We start from the raw sequence: 18,699 nt of genomic DNA, 5'->3' as shown, positions 1-18,699 counted from the left end.
TTGGTTTTAAGCGGAAATGGAGAAGGAATGGGGGAGGGGCGGGGTCTCGGAGAGGCCGCGCAGGACGAGGGCGGACAGGTCCTCGACCATCCAGCCGAACAGGCGTTTCCCGTCTTCGAGACTCGCCTCCGAAGGACGCCCGGTGACGCCGTTCAGGCTCGTCCGGTTGACCGGATGGGAGAAGACGAGCCCCTCCGTCCGGTCGGGATCGTCCGCATCGGCGATGCGGTCCGGGCGCACGAGGTCCGGCGCCACCGCCATCATCAGCGCGGTCTCGGCGGCGTTGGCGTGCCAGTCGTCGGCATCGGCGAAATGCGCGGCGCGGACGCGCTCGCTCACCGTGGCGGAATTCACCAGGGCGACCATGAGGTCGTCATGGGCGGCGCGCAGTATCTCCAGGGCGGAGCGCAGGGGCGCGGCATTGGTGACGTGGGCGTTGACGATGAACAGCCGCCGCACACCCGAATGGTAGGCCGAGGTGCCGATCTGCGCCACGAGCCGCGTCATCATCACGGGATCGAGGGTGATGGTGCCCGGCCAGCGCCGGCTATGCCCGAGGGAACAGCCATAGGGCAGGGTGGGGAGCACCGGCACGCGGGTCCGCGCCGAGACCGCATGGGTCAGGGCCTCGGCGAGAACGAAATCCATGCCCGTGCCGAGATGCGGCCCGTGCTGTTCCGTGGCTCCCACGGGTAGGATCACGGCCTGCGAAACGGCGGCGAGGTCGCCGGGGATCTCGTCCCAGGTGCGGTTCGCCCAGAGGAGGGGGGAGAGGGCGGTCATGGCCGTGATGCCTGAAGGACGAGGAAGTGGTCGCGGCCCCCTCTCCCCGCCGGGCGGGGAGAGGCCCGCAGGCACCCCGTCGTGCCGGCGGGTAGCGCAGGCGAAGCCGAAGCGAGGGTGAGGGGGTGTCGACGGATGAGGCTCATCCGGAACCGCCCCCTCACCGTCGGCTGACGCCTCGCTTCCTGCCCCGGCAAGGGGGCAGGAAGCCCTCTCCCCGCAAGCGGGGAGAAGGGGATGCGCACGACACCGGGAGAACAAGCGCGGGCGATCATTCCACCTCGTCCCCGGCGGAGGTCATGCGCGTCACCACGTCGGGGGCGACGCTTTCCTCGGCCTCGTCCTTCGGCGGGTGGATCAGCGCGTCGAGACGGGCGCGGGTGGCGCGGAATTCGGGGGTGAGCGCCTGGTTGTGGCTGCGCGGGCGCGGCACCGGCACCTCGATGAGTTCGGCGACCTCGCCCGGATGGGCGCTGAGGACGAGAATGCGGTCGGCCAGATGCACCGCCTCGTCGAGGTCGTGGGTGATGAAGACGATGGTGATGTCGATCTTCTTCCAGATCTCGATCAGATAGGCCTGCATCCGGGCGCGCGACTGGGTGTCGAGGGCCGAGAACGGCTCATCCATGAGCAGGATGCGCGGGCGGGTGGCCAGCGCCCGGGCGATGGCCACCCGCTGCTTCATGCCGCCGGAGAGCTGGTGCGGGTAGCTGTCGGCGAAGGCCTCTAGGCCGATGAGCGCCAGCCATTGCCGGGCCTCGCGCTCCGCTTCCCGACGCGGCGTGCCGTTCTCCTCCAGCCCGAAGGCGACGTTGCGCAGGACGCTGAGCCAGGGGAACAGCGTGTAGCCCTGGAACACCATGCCCCGGTCCGCGCCCGGCCCCGAGACCGGCACGCCCTCGACGCTGACCACGCCCGAGGTGGAAGTCTCGAGCCCGGCGAGGATGCGCACGAAGGTGGACTTGCCGCAGCCCGACGGCCCGACGACGCAGAGGAACTCGCGCCGGTGGGTGACGAGGTCGATGTCCTTCAAGGCCACCGTCACGCCGCCATCCGCCCTGCGGAAGGTCTTCGTCAGCTTCTCGACCCGGAGGGCGACCTCACGGCTCTTCAGTTTCTCGAACCGGGCGCGGACCGGCTCGCACTGGGTGCGGTAGTCGCAGGCCTCGATCGGCAGGATGACGGGAGAGACCGAGTTCACGCTTCGCTCCTGTCGTAGGGGAACAGCCGGCGGCCGAGCCAGGCGAGGGCGAGATCCGTGATCGAGCCGACGAGGCCGATGATGAGGATCGCGGCGTAGACGTTGTCGAAATGCTGGTAGCGGGCCTGCTGCGTGATGAAGAAGGTGATGCCCGACGAAGTGCCTATGAGTTCGGCGACGATGAGGTAGGTCCAGGCCCAGCCGAGCAGGATACGCTGGTCGCGGTAGAGCTGCGGCAGCATCGCCGGCACGATCACCCGGCGGATGAGACGGAGATTTCGCGCGCCGAGCGTCAGGGCCGCCTCGATCAGCAGCGGCTCGATCCGCCGGGTGGTGTTGGCGATGACCAGCACCTGCTGGAAGAAGGTGCCGATGACGATGATCGCGATCTTCGGCCCGTCATAGATGCCGAGGATGGCGACCATCAGCGCCCCGAAGGCGGGTGCCGGCATGTAGCGCACGAACTCGATGACCGGCTCGGTGAGGCGCGCCAAAGTCGGCTGGGCGCCGCAGAGGATTCCGAGGGGAACACCGATCAGCGACGACAGCAGGAAGCCGAAGGCGATGATCTGGATCGAGTGCCACAGGCTCAGGGGCAGGCGGATGGCGTCGCGCTGGGTCGGCTGGGCCGTCAGCGAGGTCCAGAACGCGGTGGCCACTTCGTGCGGGGCGGGAAGGTAGACCGGGTTGGCGGGAATGCCCGCCGGCTCGGCGGTGCCGGCGGCCTTGGCCGAGGCGACCTCCTCCGCGAAGGCGGCCTTCGGCACGCGCATCCCCGGCTCCATCCAGGCGATGTCGCCGGGCTCGGTCACCTCCACCAGGGGATGCCACAGGAACGGCACGTAGGAGACCGCCGCCCAGGCGAGGAGCGGGATCAGGAACGACAGGATTGCGAGGCTCGTCCGGCGGCGCGGCGAGAGCGGCCGGGCCACGCCGACCCAGGAGCGTCGGCGGGAGATGGGAGACGAGACGCGGGCCCCTCCTCCCCCTTGTGGGGAGGAGTTGGAGGTGGGGGTGGTTGGGTGACCCACTGCGGCCGAGGCTGGCGGAGCCACCCCCACCCCTGTCCCCTCCCCACAAGGGGGAGGGGAAGTGCGCTCCACGCCCTGGCGCATCTCCGCGCTCATTTGCCGTCGGTCAGCGCGGGGTCGATGTAGCTCTTCACGTCCTGGGCGGTCTTGTAGACCTCGTACTTGACGTTGAAGGCGTCGGCGTAGCGGCTCGAGCCGTAGAGGGAGCCGAACCCGTCGGCATCCTTCATCACCTTGGCGCCCTCGGCCAGGGTGAGGAGCTTGGTGCCCTTGAGGAAGCGGGTGAAGGTGGGCGCGTCGATGCCGACCTTGGCCGCCATGATCGCCACCGCATCGCCCTGCGTCTTCGGATCCTGAATATAGGCGACGACCTTGTTCCAGACGCCGACGAACTTGATCCACTCGGCCCGACGGCCCGACAGGCTGGCCGGCGAGACGGTGACCACGTCGTAGATCAGGCCCGGCTCGTCGGCGGAGGTGTAAAGCGGCTTGGCGCCGGCCGCGCCCTTCATCGCCTGTCCGGCGACGGGCTGCCACGCGCCGATGGCCGAGACGTCGCCGGAGGCGAGCACCTGCGGGGTCTCGTTGGTCTTGGCGTTGACCAGGGTGACGTCCGTCTCCTTGAGGCCGAGCTTGGTCAGGCCGTTGATGAGGAGGAGATGTTCCACGAGGCCGACTTCGAGGCCGACCTTCTTGCCCTTGAGGTCGGCCAGTGCCTTCACGCCCGGCTTGCCCACGATCATGTCGTTGCCGTTGGAGTAATCCGTGAGCATGATCATGACGTTCTTGGCGCCGTTACCGCCCATCACCAGGGCATCGCCGTTGGTGCAGGTGACGGCGTCGAGCTTGCCGGCGGAGAACGCGTCCATGGAGGCCGAGTAGTCGAACCACTCGAACTTCGCGTCGACCCCGGCCTCCTTCAGCCAGCCCTTCTCGATGGCGACCTGCCAGGCGACCCAGCCGGGCCAGTCGCTGTAGCCGATGCGCAGGGGCTCGGCGGCATGCGCCACGGGGATGGAGGCGGAGGCCGTGAGGAGGCCCAGGGCAAGGGCGCAGCCCGTGACGGCCTTGCGCCCGGCGGTCAGGATCGTGGAAAGGTGCATCTGCATTCTCCGAACCGCGTAGTACGATCGCTTGAAATCGTAATACCGATCGGCTGATTGCCATACAAAACACGTGCCAGGACGAGTCCGGTATGCAGGAGGAAGGCGCCATGGCGGGTAGCGAAGCGACGGAAGCGACCCCCGACGACGGCGCGAGCCCGGAGGAGGGAGTTGGTGGCCGACGCAAGCCGGTGAGCCGGATCAGCCTGTCGCTTTCCGAGGATCTGCTCTGCGAGCTCGATACCATGGTGGGGGAGCGTGGCTTCGCCAGCCGCTCACAGGCCGTGGCGACGATCCTCCACCGCTCGCTCGTGGAGCACCGCCACAAGGTCGGCGACCGGGTGATGGTGGGCACGATCACACTATTTTACGACCATCTCGCGCCCGGCGTGCAGCAGCGTTTGGCCGATCTGCAGCGGCGCTACATCGCCGAGGTCATTTCCTCTCTCCACGTCCATCTGATGAACAACCAGACCCTGGAAGTGGTGCTGGTGCAGGGGCCGGCCGCGACGCTCCAGACCATCGCCGACACGATGATCACCGAGCGCGGCGTCATCTCCGGGCGGCTGGAACTCGCGGCGGCGCTGATTCCGCCGATCCATCCGTTCCAGGGAGAGAAGGCCCCCTGACGAGGGGCCTCAGCTCTGCCAGACCCGGGGCATCGGCGCGCCGCGGTAGTCCACCAGGATACGGGCGGCCGTCGCCCGCAGGGCATCGGGGTCGGCGCTCAAGAAACGGGCAACGAGGTGCCCGTTCCAGGCACTGGCCGCCACATCCACCCCCGTCGGTCCCAGACTGTCGTGATGGGCGCGAAATCGCTCAAGGCGGGATTCCGCGTCTGCCGAAACGTCGAGCAGAGTCGCCATGGCGCGGGCACCGCCGCCGAAGGCCGTCCGCTCCAGAAGGGCGGTGATCGGCCCGTCGAAGGCGACGGAATCCGCGTAGGTCAGACGCCCAGCGCGGCGGATGCGCCACGCGTCATGGAACAGGCCCGTTTCCATGCGCTCGTGGCGCGCCGTTCGCCCGAAGACCACCGCCTCGAAAGCGAGCAGCCGGGCATCGGGCGCAAGGTTCACTTCGAACCGTCGCTCCAGCCGCGCGCGGTCGAACAGGATCGTCTCCTGCGGCAGCCAGTCGAGACCCGCGCCCTCGGCCAGGGTCGCGGTCGTCGTCACGCGGCTCGAGAGACCGTCGGACTTATAGATCTTCTCGGCGGCCGTCGTCGTGAGCACGAGATGCGCACCGGCATCGACCGTCGCCTCGACCCGGAAACTGTCGCCGCAGGCGATGCCGCCCGCCGTGTTGAGCAGCACCGCCTCACAGATACCCTCGCCATGGCGCGGCAAGCGCAGGCGCAACGGCCCGGCCTCCGAGAGATCGGCGATATGCGTGCCCGCCCCGTGGCGGACGACGCGCACGGCGACGCGCCCCTCCGAGCGCTGGCGCACCGGAACAATAGCGTGTGGGACGGTGTCGAGGCTCGGGAGGTCGGCCACGGGGAGGGGGTCCCGCGCGGAACCCTCAGGCCGGCCCTGTCGCGACCGGACGCGCGGGATCGACGCCCCATTCGGACCAGGACCCATCGTACAGCGCACGGGGCGGGTGGCCCAGCGTCTCCAGGGCGAGCGCGACGATGGCCGCCGTGACGCCTGAACCGCAGGTGGTGATGACCGGCTTTGCCGGATCGACCCCGGCCTCGGCGAAGACCGCGCGCAGGGAATCGGCGTCCTTCAGCCGGCCGTCCGCCTGGAGCGCGGAATAATGGACGTTGCGGGCGCCCGGCATGTGGCCGGGACGTACGCCGGGGCGTGGCTCGGCCTCCTCGCCACGGAAGCGCGGGGCGGAACGGGCATCCACGACCTGCGCCGAACCGCGCTCCAGGGCACGAGCGACATCGCCGGCATCGGCCACGGCGCCATGGTCCAGTCGCGCCGAGAAATGGCGCCGGTCGCGCCGGGGGCCGTCGCCATCCTCGGTCTTGCCGCCGGAGGCGAGCCAGGCCGGGAAACCGCCTTCCAGGATCTGGACGTCGCGCACGCCGAAGGTGCGCAGCATCCACCAGACCCGGGGGGCGGAGAACAGACCCATCCCGTCATAGACGATGATGTGCATGCCGTCGCCGATGCCGAGTTCGCGCATGCGCGAGGCGAAGACCTCCGGGCGAGGCAGCATGTGCGGCAGCGGCGACGTCTCGTCACTCATGGCATCGATATCGAAGCGGATCGCGCCGGGTATGTGCGCGGCCTGGTACTCGGCCTCGGCGTTCCTGCCTTGGGCGGGGAGATACCATGACGCATCCAGCACGATGATGCCCGGCGCGCCGAGACGCTCCTTGAGCCAGTCGGTCGTGACGAAGTGCGAAGGCGTCATGTTTTCTCGGTCCGTGATGAGGGTCAGCGCCACTCAACCACATCCGCCCCCGGCTTGCACAGTCGGTGCGTTGAGGCGAAAGCTCACCGCATGACGAGCCGCAGCCACGAACCCCTTCCGGAGCGGACAGAATCGTGAGTCCCCGCGAGACGTTCCACATCGAGATTCTCGGCTCCGAGGACGAGGGAGAGGATCGCGTGCGCCAGCGCCTGTCGATCCGCGCGAGCGGGCCCGAGAGCGCCACGGAGCGCGCGCTCCTGCTGTTCGCACGGGCACGGGCACCCCAGCGCTCGGGCGGACCGGCCGAGGCGGTACGGGTCATCGACGGGGCGGGGACAGAGGTCTTCCACCGCACGCGTTTCGACGAGACCGCCTGACCATGCGCGTCCTCGCGGGCCTCGTTCTGATGCTTCTGTTCGCGGGGCTGTTCGTACGGAGCTACACGCTGCCGCCCGCACCGGACCGGCGCGGCGGCACCACCATCGCCCTGGCCTGGCCGAATCGTGCCCTGTTCGGCAGCCCACGCGGAGATTGCGTCGGCGGCCCGGAAGACGAGGCGGTCATCGCCTGCCTGATCGGCTCCGTGTCCCGGTTCCGGGCCGAGACGATTCCCCTCGTCCAGCTCCCGTTCTGCGGCACCTGCTACGGCCTGTCCCAGACCCTCGCCTCCCTCGGCCGGGACGAGAAAGCGGTCCAGGCCAAGCTCGCCCAGATGGCGCGTTTCGGCTGGTAAGGCCACACGTCCAGGCGCTCAGCGTATGGCTCAAGGCCGAGATTGACTTCGCAGGCGCGAAAGCGCATATCGCAGTTGCAGCGTCAGCGGCCGTGACAGGTTCGCTTGAGAGGGCTGCGTGACGGATCGCCGATTGCGCGTCAGCGCGACCCAAGCGACCTGAGCCCCTCTCTTCAAACGTGCATGCACCCGGATCGCCCCATCACGCGGGCGACCTCCAGCTCAACGGACCAGTCCCTTCGATAAGACGGCCATCCTATCCGATGGCGTCCGGCCGGTCCCGCTGCCTGAAAGTCTACCCTTGACCCAATTTACCGATTTCGGCCTCGCTCAGCCCGTGCTGCGCGCCCTGGATGAGGCCGGCTACAAGACTCCGACCCCGATCCAGGCTCAGGCCCTGCGCCCCGCCATGGAAGGCCGCGACCTCTGCGGCATCGCCCAGACCGGCACCGGCAAGACTGCGGCCTTCGCGCTGCCGATCCTGCACCGCCTCGCCCAGAACCCGCGCAAGGCCATCCGCCGCGGCTGCCGCGTGCTGGTGCTCTCGCCCACCCGCGAACTCGCCAACCAGATCGCCGAGAGCTTCTCGGATTACGGCAAGCACCTGTCCTTCACCAACACCGTGGTGTTCGGCGGCGTCACCATCTCCCGCCAGGAGAAGGCGCTCGCCAACGGCGTCGACATCCTCGTCGCCACGCCGGGCCGCCTCATGGATCTCATCGAGCGTCGCTCGCTGACCCTCGAAGCCGTCGAGATCCTCGTCCTCGACGAGGCCGACCAGATGCTCGACCTCGGCTTCATCCACGCCCTCAAGCGCATCGTGAAGATGCTGCCGAAGGAGCGCCAGAGCCTGTTCTTCTCGGCGACCATGCCGAAGAACATCGCCGGTCTCGCCGACCAGTACCTGCGTGACCCGGTCCAGGTGGCCGTGACTCCTGTGGCGACGACGGCCGAGCGTGTGACGCAGGAGGTCATCTTCGCCCATACCGGCGCGAAGCAGGCCCTGCTGAACCACATCCTGCGCGACCCCGCCATCGAACGCGTCCTGGTCTTCACCCGCACCAAGCACGGCGCAGACCGGGTCGTGCGCGGCCTGGAGAAGGTCGGGATCAACGCCTCGGCCATTCACGGCAACAAGTCCCAGCCGCAGCGCGAGCGTGCTCTCGCGGCGTTCAAGGACGGGTCGTGCCGCGTCCTGGTGGCCACCGACATCGCCGCCCGCGGCATCGACGTCGAGGCCGTGAGCCACGTCATCAACTACGACCTCCCCAACGTGCCCGAGAGCTACGTCCACCGCATTGGCCGCACCGCGCGCGCCGGTGCGAACGGGCTCGCCATCTCGTTCTGCAACGACGAGGAGAAGGCCTACCTGCGGGATATCGAGCGCACCACGCGCCAGAAGATCCCCGTCGGCGCCTTCCCCGAGGGCTTCAACCCGCCGACCCGCCAGGAAGCGGCCGAGGCCGCGCAGGCCGAGGAGCGTCGTCCGGCGCCCCAGGGACAGCGTCCCGGCCAGCGCCAGGGTCAGCGTCCCGGCGGCGGACGCCCCGGCTTCGGCGGTCGTCCCGGCGGCGGTCGCGGCGGCGAGAGCCGTGGCGGCCAGCCCGGCGGTCCGGCCCGTTCCGGCCGTCCGCAGGAAGGCCGCGGCGATCGTCCGGCGGAAGGGCAGGGCCGTGGCCCACGTCCCGACCAGCGCGGCGACACCCGCGCTCCGCGCCAGGGTGAACGCCCGCGCAGCGGAAGCGGCAGCGGCGGCGGCAATGCCGCCGGCGAAGGTCGCGCCATCGGCTGGCTCGACCGCTTCCCGCGTTCCTGATCCGAATCGATCCCAGACGGTCGAGTTCGCTCGACACGACGCCGCCCCGGACCGTCCGGGGCGGCGTTTTCGTTTGAGCCCAAGGCCGGGACGGATATTGCTTACGGACGATCCCGCGCCATCTCAGCCTCTGGCGGGCATCTCCGCGAGGGAGGCATGGGCATGCGTTTCGAACTGTACCGGGATTCGAGTGGCGACTGGCGCTGGCGCCTCCGAGTCACGAACGGGAACGTCATCGCCGATTCGGCCGAGGGCTATGCCCGCAGGGAAGATTGCGAGCATGGCATCACCCTCGTGAAGGGTTCGACCGATGCCAGCATCGTCGACATGACGTTGAAGATCGCCTGACCCGTCCACGCGAAGTCACCGACGCGGAGACCCCGCCCGCGAAGGCCGTTCCCGGGAAGGCTGCCGTTAAGCTTGCCGACGGAGGGCATGAAACGGTTTGTCGATTCTGTGCGTTCGGCTGACGGCCAAGCATGCATTCCTTCGCATGCCGTCGTATCATCACCGTCGTTCGATCACTCGAGGAGTCATGAACGTGTTGAGAAAACTCCTTCTGGCCGCCTTGCTGGCCCTGGGCTTCGCCGCCCTGGCCCCCCAGGGCGCCTCGGCCGCGCCCATCGGCCCGGTCTCGGCCCTTCAGAGCGAGGCCGCACCGGCCGTCGCCGAGAAGGCGCAGTACTACTATCGCCGGCCGTATTACCGTCGCCCGTTCTACGGTCGTCCTTACTACGCCCGTCCGTATTACCGTCGGCCGTACTTCGCGCCGCGTCCGTTCTACCGCCGCCCGTTTTACGGTCCGCGCCGGTTCTACGGCCCGCGTCGCTTCTACTACTAAGTCGGTCACACCGGTCGGTTTCGAGGCCCGGTCGTCCCATTAGGGACGGCCGGGCTTTTTCTTGACCTGATGCCCCTTGTCGGCCGATGCAGGAGGCCAAGCGACGTCTCGGACGAACGAAGGCGTCGCAACGAGGATGGGTGGAGACCGGAATGGGCGAGACCAGCGACCCGCGCGGCGACCTCACGGTGCGCACCATCGCCATGCCGGCCGACACCAACGCCAATGGCGACATCTTCGGCGGCTGGGTGATGTCGCAGATGGACCAGGCCGGCGGGATTGCCGGCGTCGACCAGGCCCAAGGCCGCGTGGTCACGGTGGCGGTCGACGCGATGACCTTCATTCGTCCGGTACGGGTGGGCGATGTGCTCTGCGTCTACACGCGGGTGGAGAGTGTCGGGCGCACGTCCATGAAGATCCAGGTCGAAGCCTGGGCGCGCCGCTTCCGCACCAAGCTGCGCGAGAAGGTCACCGAGGCGACCTTCACCTTCGTCGCCATCGACGATGACGGGCGCCCGCGTCGGCTTCCCAAACCGGAGCCGGAACAGGGAATGTGAGCCCTGAACCGGCCCTAGGATTCGGCTCGCGGCTCAGACGTTCGGCGGTGCCACGCGCTGGCGCAGGCCGGTGATCACCGCCTTCAGAATATCCGAATCGAGATGATCGCCGGTGACCGAGCGAACGGTTTCGATCCGGTCGTGGATGAAGGCGAGCTTGGCGATGACGGCCGGTGTCAGCTTGAAGGGATAGAGCGCCGGCTGCCCCATGCTGCGGCTCAAGGAATTCACCGCATAGGTCAGCGGCAACCAGGCCGAGATCAGGCGATCGAGGTCTGGCGACTGATACGGATCGAAATCGATCACGACGGGGTCCGGCGCGCCGTTGCGCAGGCGAGGCCGCACGTGCAGTTCGAACGTGCTCGCCGTCTCCACCGTGTCGACGATGTGGAGGTAATGCGCCCAGGTCTCGGCGAAATCCTCCCATGGGTGGCTGGTGGCATAGGCGCTGACGTAGGATTCCTGCCAGTCCGCCGGCGCGCCTTGGGCGTAGTAACGCTGCAGGGCCATGCCGTAGCTGGCACGCTCGTCGCCGAACAGGTCACGGAACGACCAGATGCTCTGATCGTAGCGGATCAGGACGTTCCAGAAATAATGCCCGATCTCGTGGCGGAAATGGCCGAGGAGCGTGCGGTAATACTCCCCGAACAGCATCCTGCGCCGTTCGCGCTCGACATCGTCCGCCTCGGCGATATTCAGGGTGATGAGGCCGCTGCGATGCCCGGTGAGCACGGGAGGGCCGACGCTGTAACTCTCGGCGGGGTCGACGAGGAAGTCGAAGGCCAGACCGGTGGCGGGGTTCTCGTCCCGTGTCATCAGGGGCAGGTCGAGGCGAAGCAGCGAGTAGAACAACCGGTGCTTGGCGGCCTCGATCTGGCGCCAGCGCGTCAGATTCCAGGCAAGGGCCAGGTCCGGCACCACCCTGTTGTGCCGACAGCAAGTACAGTACCGGTCTGGACTGTCATCGGGCAGCAGCCAATTGCAGGCGCTGAACTCGGCATTTGCACAGAAGCGGTACTTCCGGCCTGGATCGGCATAGGCGTGCCAGACCGTCCCGGAGGGCTCCAGGGCGGAAATCTCGTGGGTGCCGCAGACATAGCCGAGCCGCCGCTGACAGCTCTCGCATTCCGTACTCTCGAAACTCGCCGGCTGGTTGCAAGCCTGGCACTGAAAGATCTTCATGGGCCGGCCGGGCCCGCACTATGGGCGCCGGCATATGCGTGAGGGAACGCTTCGCGGCGAAGCCCCGCGTCACGATGCACGGAATTTGCTTTCTGCTCGACGGCGGGCAGCGTCGCCATGCCGTCTGTCTGAACTGCCAGGGCCAATCTGCTCACGTGATGAACGTCGTCACCTCCCATCGCCCGGTAGGGCAACGCCGCTGTAGACTAGCACCGATTTCGACTGCCGTCGGCGGCGATCACAGCCTATGGTCATTCGGCCTCAAAACGCCGATGACAACCGTGGGGCGCTTCGGTGATGCGCTCCGGTTTCCCGCCACCGCCGCGCGTCCGCCGCGCGCCCGGTCTCACGTCCGAACCAGCGGGAGTCCCCGTGTCCATTAAAGCCGCTCTGCACCACGTCACTCACTACAAGTACGATCGGCCGATCCAGCTCGGACCGCAGGTGATCCGCCTGCGCCCCGCGCCGCATACGCGCTCGACCGTGCCGGCCTATTCCCTCAAGATCCTGCCGGAGAACCACTTCATCAACTGGCAGCAGGACCCGAACGGGAACTGGCTCGCCCGTCTGGTCTTCCCCGAGCGGACCACCGAATTGAAGATCGAGGTCGATTTGACCGCCGAGATGGCGGTCATCAACCCGTTCGATTTCTTCGTCGAGGATTACGCCCAGACCCGCCCCTTCGCTTACGAGAGCGACCTCACGGCGGAGCTGAAGCCTTATCTCGTCACCGACGACGCGGTGGGCCCCGAGATCGACGCCCTGCTCGAGCGGCTGCCCGAACAACCCAACACCGTGCTCTTCCTCGTGGCCCTCAACGCCATGATCGCCTCCGAGATCACCTACGGCGTCCGCATGGAGCCCGGTGTCCAGACACCGTCCGAGACGCTGACGCTCAAGAGCGGCTCCTGCCGCGATTCCGCGTGGCTCCTGGTCCAGGTGCTGCGTCGCATCGGCCTCGCCGCGCGCTTCGTCTCCGGCTACCTGATCCAGCTCGTTCCCGACACGACCGCCGTCGACGGGCCGGCGGGCACCAGCACGGACTTCACCGATCTCCATGCCTGGGCCGAGGTCTACCTGCCGGGTGCCGGCTGGATCGGCCTCGACGCCACGTCGGGCCTCCTCTGCGGCGAGGGGCATATCCCCCTTGCCGCCACCCCGCATTATCAATCCGCCGCGCCGATTTCCGGCCTCGCCGAACCCGCCGAGGTGGAGTTCGGCTTCGAGATGACGGTGACTCGCGTGGCGGAAGCCCCGCGCATCACGAAGCCCTTCTCCGAGGAGGTCTGGGCCAAGATGGATGCGCTGGGCGAGCGGATCGACGTCGATCTCGCCGAGCAGGACGTGCGCCTGACCATGGGCGGCGAGCCGACCTTCGTCTCCATCGACGATTTCGAATCGGCCGAGTGGAACGCCGCCGCCGTGGGGCCGACCAAGCGCGGCCTCGCCGACAAGCTGATCCGGCGCCTGCGCACCCGCTTCGGACCGGGCGGCATGCTGCATTACGGCCAGGGCAAATGGTATCCGGGTGAGAGCCTGCCGCGCTGGGCCTTCGCCCTGTACTGGCGCCGGGACGGCAAGCCGATCTGGAGCAATCCGGACCTCGTCGCCAAGGAGGACGGCCCGCGTGACGCCACCTCCAGCAAGGCGAAGGCGCTGATCGACGGCGTCGCCAAGCGCCTCGGCCTCGAAACCTACGTGTTCCCCGCGTTCGAAGACCCGATCTATTGGGAGGAGAAGCGGGAGGAGCTGCCGATCAACGTCACCACCTCCGACGCCAAGTTTCCGAACCCGGAGACCAATGCCCGTATCGCGCGGGTGTTCGAGCGCGGCCTCGGCGAGGCCGCCGGCTATGCTCTTCCCCTGGCGAGCCTGCCCATGGGTAAGGACGATCCCGACGACCGTCGCTGGATTTCTGAGCCCTGGGAGTTCCGCCGTACCCACGCCTTCCTGACACCGGGTGACTCGCCGGTCGGATATCGGCTGCCCCTGAGCTCGCTGCCCTTCGTGCCGCCGGAGCATTACCCCTATTATCAGCCGCAGGATCCGCTGGAGGAGCGGGGCGCGCTCCCCGAAGGTCATCCCGGCACGAAGACCGAGAACGGATCGGGCGTCACCGGCGTCGCCGTGCGCACGGCGCTCGCGGTCGAGCCGCGGGACGGGGTGCTGCGGGTGTTCATGCCGCCGCTGCAGCGGGTGGACGAGTATCTCGAACTCATCGGCCATCTCGAGGCCATCGCCGCCGAGCTGAAGCAGCCCCTGCATATCGAGGGCTACGAGCCGCCGTTCGATCCGCGCCTCAACGTCATCAAGGTCACGCCCGATCCGGGCGTCATCGAGGTGAACGTCCACCCCGCCACCTCGTGGCGCGAGGCCGTCACCATCACGAGCGAGCTCTACGAGGATGCCCGCCAGATCCGCCTCGGCGCGCAGAAATTCATGACCGACGGCCGCCATACCGGCACCGGCGGCGGCAACCACGTGGTGCTGGGCGGCGCCACCCCGGCGGATTCGCCGTTCCTGCGCCGGCCGGACCTGCTGAAGAGCCTTGTGCTCTACTGGCAGCGCCACCCCTCGCTCTCCTACCTGTTCGCCGGCCTCTATATCGGCCCGACGAGCCAGGCGCCGCGCATGGACGAGGCCCGGCACGACGGGCTCTACGAGCTCGAGATCGCCCTGGCGCAGGTGCCCAAACCCGACGAGCCCAACATCCCGCGCTGGCTCGTGGACCGGATCTTCCGCAACATCCTCGTGGACGTCACCGGCAACACCCACCGCTCCGAGATCTGCATCGACAAACTCTACTCGCCGGACGGCCCCACCGGCCGCCTCGGCCTCTTGGAGTTCCGCTCCTTCGAGATGCCGCCGGACCCGCGCATGAGTCTGGCCCAGCAACTCCTGCTGCGGGCCATCGTCGCCTGGGCCTGGCGCGAACCGCAGGAAGGCGGCTGTGTCCGTTGGGGCACGGGCCTGCACGATCGCTTCATGCTGCCCCACTTCCTCTGGACGGACTTCCTCGGCGTGCTGGAAGACCTCCGCCAAGCCGGCTACGACTTCGATCCGGCGGCGTTCCAGGCGCAGTACGAGTTCCGCTTCCCGGTCTTCGGGACGGTGGAGCAGGGCGGCGTCAAGCTGGAATTGCGGCAGGCATTGGAGCCCTGGCACGTGCTGGGCGAAGAGGGGGCGATCGGTGGAACGGTGCGGTACGTGGACAGCTCGGTGGAGCGTCTGCAGGTCAAGGTCGAGGGCTTCGTGCCCGGCCGCCACATCATCAGCTGCAACGGCCGGCGCCTTCCGATGACGAGCACCGGCACGGTGGGCGAAGCGGTGGCGGGCCTGCGCTTCAAGGCGTGGCAGCCGGCCTCCTCGATGCATCCGACGATCCCCGCGCATTCGCCCCTCACCATCGACATCCTCGATGCGTGGAGCGGACGCTCGCTCGGCGGCTGCCGCTACCATGTCAGCCATCCCGGCGGCCGCAACTACGAGACCTTCCCGGTGAACACCTACGAGGCCGAGGGTCGGCGTCTCGCGCGCTTCCAGGCCCATGGCCACACGCCCGGCAAGGTCGAGATGCCGGTCGAGGAGATCAGCCGCGAGTTCCCGCTCACGCTCGACCTCAGGACACCTGCGCCCAGATGACGAATATGGCCGAGGCGCAAGCCGGAGGACGGGCGAAGCGTCTTGCGCGCTGGACCTCGGACTACCAGCCTCGGCCCGGTATCCCGGACGAGTTCGTGGGGGCGGGAGGCGCGCATCTCGGTGCCTGGCCCCGCCTGCTCGACCGGCTCGGGACCCTGAGCGGAACCGAGATCACCACCCGCTTCGCCTCGGCGGAGCGGCATATCCGCGATACCGGGATCTCCTACCGGATATACGGCGACCAGCGCGAGCATGCCTGGCCGCTGAGTTCCCTCCCTCTCGTGATCGAGAGCGCCGAATGGCGCGCCCTCAGCGCTGGCATCGTCCAACGCGCGGAGCTGATGGAAACCATCATCTCCGACATCTACGGCCCCGGCCGGATGGTGTCGGAGGGCGTGCTGCCGGCGGCCCTCGTAGCCGGCAGCCCGGAATTTCTGCGACCGCTCTCAGGGGTGAAGCCGCCCGGCGGGCGCTGGCTCAAGCTCTACGCCGCCGATATCGGCCGGGGGCCGGATGGGCGCTGGCGTGTCCTCGCCGACAGGACGCAGGCTCCCTCCGGTCCCGGCTACGCGCTGGAGAACCGGATGGTGCTCACCCGCGCCTTCCCGGACCTCTATGCCGACCTCCATGTCGAGCGCCTCGCCCCGTTCTTCCAGGCGTTTCGCGACGGGCTGGTCATGGGCGCGCAGCGGAGCGACCCGCGTATCGGCCTCCTCACCTCCGGGCCGTTGAGCTCCACCTATGTCGAGCAGGCGGCGCTCGCGCGCTATCTCGGCCTGCTGCTGGTGGAGGGTGACGACCTCGTGATGCAGGACGGCGCGCTCCACGTGCGCACCGTCTCCGGGCTGAAACGCACCGACGTGCTGTGGCGGCGCATCGATTCCGACTATATCGACCCGCTCGAACTGAACCCGGCCTCGCGCCTCGGCATCTCCGGAGTGCTGGAGGCTCTGCGCAACGGCAGTCTCGTCGTCGGCAACATGCCGGGGTCCGGCATCCTCGAATCGGGTGCGCTCGGCGCCTACCTGCCGCGCATCGCCCGCTACTTCCTCGGCACCGATCTCCACCTCGAAGGGCTGAAGAGCTGGTGGTGCGGCGATCCCGACGCGCTCGCCCATGTCCGCGACAACCTCGAACACCTCAACCTCCGGCCGGTGGCGACGCCGACCAAGGGGATGGGTCGCGACGCCATCCTCGGACCGCACGCGATCGTCGCCGAGCGCGAGCGCGTGGTGGCGGCCCTACGCGACAGGCCCTTCGACTACATCGCCCAGGAACAGGCTCCGCTTTCGACCATGCCGGGCTGGGAGCGTCGAGAGGACGGGATGCGCCTCGTGCCCCGTCCCTTCGTCCTGCGGGTCTTCGCGGCGGCGACGCCGGACGGTTGGCGCGTGATGCCGGGCGGCTTCTGCCGCATCTCGGAGCGGCCCGACGTGAACCCGATCGAGATGCGGGCCGGGATCAAATCGGCGGATGTCTGGGTCCTCTCCGACCGTCCGGTCGAACCGGTCTCGCTGATGCATCCGGGCGCGCCCAGGGTCCGCCGCATCGCCGGGCACCTGCCGTCTCGCGCGGCCGACAACCTGTTCTGGTTCGGCCGCTACGTCGAGCGGGCAGAGGCGGTGATCCGCCTCGTCATCGCCCATCTCGGCAGCGTCGGGAACGCGGTGATCGCCGACATGGCGGGCGACGAGACGGCGCCGACGGCCCTGCGGATCCGCGCCCTGCTCGACGAATGGGGCGCCATCGAAGCGCCCGACCTGCCGACGGCCAAGCTCGCGCAGGAAGCCCTGAGCGGACGCCAGACTTACGGCTCGGCCCTCTCGCACAGCGTGTCCGCGCGCCACAACGCGGCCTCCCTGCGCGAAAGGCTCTCCAGCGAGGCATGGCGCGTGCTCGCCGACCTGAAGGATCTCTTGGAACTCGACGAGGCGAAGGAACTGGCCGAAGCCGAGCTCCTCGGCCTGGCGGAGCGTGCCCTCAGCCACATCGCCGCCCTGGCCGGTCTCGCTCAGGAGAACATGAACCGGACCGCCGGCTGGCACTTCGTCGATCTCGGACGCCGGATCGAGCGGGCGATCAACACCTGCTCCTTCGCCGCCAGTTTCGCAGGGGACGAGGCGACGGCCGAGGATCTCGGGGTCATGCTGTCCCTGTGCGACTCGCACGTCTCGTTCGGCGCGCGCTACATGCAGGGCGTGGCGATCGACCCGGTACGCGACATGGTGCTTCTCGACCCGTTCAACCCGCGCTCCGTCGCGTTCCAGGTGGAAGCGATCTGCCGGCATCTCGCCGACCTGCCGGTGTTGCGCGTCGACGGCCTACCGGAGACGCACCAGCGCCTCGCTCTCAAGCTGGCCGCCGAATTCACCACCGGCGAAGCATCGGAACTCGACGGCGCCGCCCTGACCCGCCTGGAGAACGCCTTCGAGGGCCTCGCCGACGCGATCGTCACCCGCTACTTCCCCAACGGCCCGCACGCCATGCGTCCGGAGAAGCTCGTGGGGCTCGCGTGATCTATACGCTGCGCCACCTCACCACCTACCGCTACGGCAAGCCCGTCCGTTACGCCCGCTGCTCCCTGCGGCTTCAGCCGCGGGACGGGGAGGGGCAGAGCGTGCTGTCCAGTGAGTTGACCATTTCGCCGGCTCCGCAAACCCGCACGGTACGGCGCGACTATTTCGGCCTCGACGTGGTGACCTTCCTGATCGACACGCCGCATAACGAGTTGCGGGTCGAAGCCCTGTCGCGGGTCAAGGTGGAGCGTCCGCCGCTGCCGCCGCCCGAATCCGGCATGGCATGGGAATCGGTGCGCGACACGGCGATTTCCGGTCGGTCGATGGCGCCCGACGCCCCCGTGCATTTCGTGTTCCCGAGCGTCAGGGCTCCCCTCGACCCGGACGTGACCGACTATGCGCGGGCGAGTTTCACACCCGGTCGTAGCGCATATGGCGGAGCCGTCGACCTGATGCGGCGCATGCGTGCCGACTTCAAATTCGACGCGAAGGCCACAACGGTTCACACGCCCCTCGCCAAGGCTTTCGCCCTCAAGGCGGGGGTGTGCCAGGATTTCGCGCATATCATGATCGCCGGCCTGCGCGGGCTCGGCCTGCCGGCGGCCTATGTCAGCGGCTACATCCGCACGATCCCTCCCGCCGGACGGCCGCGCCTGCGCGGCGCCGATGCCAGCCATGCCTGGGTCTCGGTCTGGTGCGGGGATGGCTGGATCGGCCTCGATCCCACCAACAATATCGGCGCCTGCGACGACCACATCGTGGTGGCGCGGGGCCGCGACTACACAGACGTCTCGCCCATCGACGGCATCGTGTCCTCTTCCGGCCCGCAGAAGCTCAAGGTCGAGGTGGATGTGATCCCGGACGGCGAAGCGATGCCGGAATCGGCGGGCGAGCCGGAAACCGAAACGGCCTGATTTCGAGCGT

Annotated in this window: 17 protein-coding genes; 10 read left to right on the top strand and 7 right to left on the bottom strand. The window is 68.4% G+C overall.

The features are described from left to right. Window positions 1-6 precede the first annotated feature (6 nt). The 4 genes from AC0IXR_RS10250 to AC0IXR_RS10235 form a co-directional block, all read right to left on the bottom strand. Window positions 7-783 carry a creatininase family protein gene (locus AC0IXR_RS10250; RefSeq protein WP_471760616.1) on the bottom strand — a complete coding sequence of 259 codons (777 nt, stop codon included), beginning with the start codon at window positions 781-783 and terminating at the stop codon, window positions 7-9. Between the two features lie 271 nt (window positions 784-1,054). After that, window positions 1,055-1,984: an ABC transporter ATP-binding protein gene (locus AC0IXR_RS10245; protein ID WP_471760615.1), complete on the bottom strand. Its 930-nt coding sequence runs from the start codon at window positions 1,982-1,984 to the stop codon at window positions 1,055-1,057. Continuing rightward, on the bottom strand, window positions 1,981-3,045 hold the full coding sequence (locus tag AC0IXR_RS10240) for an ABC transporter permease (protein ID WP_471760614.1): 1,065 nt from the start codon (window positions 3,043-3,045) through the stop codon (window positions 1,981-1,983). The genes AC0IXR_RS10245 and AC0IXR_RS10240 overlap by 4 nt, the downstream gene beginning before the upstream one ends. A 62-nt stretch (window positions 3,046-3,107) precedes the next feature. After that, window positions 3,108-4,124 carry an ABC transporter substrate-binding protein gene (locus AC0IXR_RS10235; RefSeq protein WP_207411417.1) on the bottom strand — a complete coding sequence of 339 codons (1,017 nt, stop codon included), beginning with the start codon at window positions 4,122-4,124 and terminating at the stop codon, window positions 3,108-3,110. Window positions 4,125-4,228: 104 nt separating this feature from the next. Here AC0IXR_RS10235 and nikR point away from each other — a divergent pair, with 104 nt between their 5' ends. Further along, window positions 4,229-4,747, top strand: coding sequence for a nickel-responsive transcriptional regulator NikR (nikR, locus tag AC0IXR_RS10230; RefSeq protein WP_471760613.1), 519 nt, complete (start codon window positions 4,229-4,231; stop codon window positions 4,745-4,747). Window positions 4,748-4,756: 9 nt separating this feature from the next. Here the strand turns inward: nikR and AC0IXR_RS10225 are convergent, their stop codons facing one another. Both AC0IXR_RS10225 and sseA read right to left on the bottom strand, forming a co-directional pair. Next, a complete protein-coding gene (locus AC0IXR_RS10225) occupies window positions 4,757-5,614 on the bottom strand; it encodes an urease accessory protein UreD (RefSeq protein WP_471760612.1) in 858 nt (285 codons plus the stop codon). Between the two features lie 25 nt (window positions 5,615-5,639). Then, window positions 5,640-6,488: a 3-mercaptopyruvate sulfurtransferase gene (gene sseA, locus AC0IXR_RS10220; protein WP_207411419.1), complete on the bottom strand. Its 849-nt coding sequence runs from the start codon at window positions 6,486-6,488 to the stop codon at window positions 5,640-5,642. A gap of 134 nt (window positions 6,489-6,622) precedes the next feature. On the opposite strand from sseA, the gene AC0IXR_RS10215 reads away from it, so the two are divergent. From AC0IXR_RS10215 to yciA, 6 genes are all read left to right on the top strand, one after another. Next, entirely contained in the window at window positions 6,623-6,865 is a 243-nt protein-coding gene (locus AC0IXR_RS10215) for a hypothetical protein (RefSeq protein ID WP_207411420.1), read from the top strand. A 2-nt stretch (window positions 6,866-6,867) separates the two neighbouring features. After that, window positions 6,868-7,221, top strand: coding sequence for a hypothetical protein (locus AC0IXR_RS10210; RefSeq protein ID WP_461233951.1), 354 nt, complete (start codon window positions 6,868-6,870; stop codon window positions 7,219-7,221). A gap of 301 nt (window positions 7,222-7,522) precedes the next feature. Then, a complete protein-coding gene (locus AC0IXR_RS10205; protein WP_471760611.1) occupies window positions 7,523-9,037 on the top strand; it encodes a DEAD/DEAH box helicase in 1,515 nt (504 codons plus the stop codon). 162 nt (window positions 9,038-9,199) lie between these two features. Then, window positions 9,200-9,385, top strand: a complete 186-nt coding sequence (locus tag AC0IXR_RS10200; protein WP_471760610.1) for a YegP family protein — start codon at window positions 9,200-9,202, stop codon at window positions 9,383-9,385. Between the two features lie 193 nt (window positions 9,386-9,578). Next, entirely contained in the window at window positions 9,579-9,878 is a 300-nt protein-coding gene (locus tag AC0IXR_RS10195) for a hypothetical protein (RefSeq protein ID WP_056433743.1), read from the top strand. Between the two features lie 152 nt (window positions 9,879-10,030). Continuing rightward, complete coding sequence (yciA, locus tag AC0IXR_RS10190; RefSeq protein WP_056433429.1) at window positions 10,031-10,435, top strand: acyl-CoA thioester hydrolase YciA; 405 nt, start codon at window positions 10,031-10,033, stop codon at window positions 10,433-10,435. Between the two features lie 33 nt (window positions 10,436-10,468). Here yciA and AC0IXR_RS10185 read toward each other — a convergent pair whose 3' ends face one another. Then, a complete protein-coding gene (locus AC0IXR_RS10185) occupies window positions 10,469-11,617 on the bottom strand; it encodes a zinc-binding metallopeptidase family protein (protein WP_056433426.1) in 1,149 nt (382 codons plus the stop codon). Window positions 11,618-11,989: 372 nt separating this feature from the next. On the opposite strand from AC0IXR_RS10185, the gene AC0IXR_RS10180 reads away from it, so the two are divergent. From AC0IXR_RS10180 to AC0IXR_RS10170, 3 genes are read left to right on the top strand one after another with little or no spacing between them, the layout of a single operon-like run. After that, entirely contained in the window at window positions 11,990-15,259 is a 3,270-nt protein-coding gene (locus AC0IXR_RS10180; protein ID WP_471760609.1) for a transglutaminase family protein, read from the top strand. Further along, a complete protein-coding gene (locus tag AC0IXR_RS10175; RefSeq protein ID WP_471760608.1) occupies window positions 15,256-17,775 on the top strand; it encodes a circularly permuted type 2 ATP-grasp protein in 2,520 nt (839 codons plus the stop codon). The genes AC0IXR_RS10180 and AC0IXR_RS10175 overlap by 4 nt, the downstream gene beginning before the upstream one ends. After that, entirely contained in the window at window positions 17,772-18,689 is a 918-nt protein-coding gene (locus AC0IXR_RS10170) for a transglutaminase family protein (protein WP_471760607.1), read from the top strand. Before AC0IXR_RS10175 ends, AC0IXR_RS10170 begins: the two co-directional genes overlap by 4 nt. Window positions 18,690-18,699 lie beyond the last annotated feature (10 nt).

This window comes from Methylobacterium sp. AC832, from assembly GCF_979256025.1.
The sequence above is the reverse complement of the archived record's forward strand: the minus strand, read 5'-3'. Positions and strand labels throughout refer to the sequence as shown.

Coding starts and splice junctions, on each gene's coding strand:
- AC0IXR_RS10250 (WP_471760616.1), bottom strand. CDS start 783: ATGACCGCCCTCTCCCCCCTCCTCTGGGCGAACCGCACCTGGGACGAG.
- AC0IXR_RS10235 (WP_207411417.1), bottom strand. CDS start 4,124: ATGCAGATGCACCTTTCCACGATCCTGACCGCCGGGCGCAAGGCCGTC.
- nikR (WP_471760613.1), top strand. CDS start 4,229: ATGGCGGGTAGCGAAGCGACGGAAGCGACCCCCGACGACGGCGCGAGC.
- sseA (WP_207411419.1), bottom strand. CDS start 6,488: ATGACGCCTTCGCACTTCGTCACGACCGACTGGCTCAAGGAGCGTCTC.
- AC0IXR_RS10210 (WP_461233951.1), top strand. CDS start 6,868: ATGCGCGTCCTCGCGGGCCTCGTTCTGATGCTTCTGTTCGCGGGGCTG.
- AC0IXR_RS10200 (WP_471760610.1), top strand. CDS start 9,200: ATGCGTTTCGAACTGTACCGGGATTCGAGTGGCGACTGGCGCTGGCGC.
- yciA (WP_056433429.1), top strand. CDS start 10,031: ATGGGCGAGACCAGCGACCCGCGCGGCGACCTCACGGTGCGCACCATC.
- AC0IXR_RS10185 (WP_056433426.1), bottom strand. CDS start 11,617: ATGAAGATCTTTCAGTGCCAGGCTTGCAACCAGCCGGCGAGTTTCGAG.
- AC0IXR_RS10175 (WP_471760608.1), top strand. CDS start 15,256: ATGACGAATATGGCCGAGGCGCAAGCCGGAGGACGGGCGAAGCGTCTT.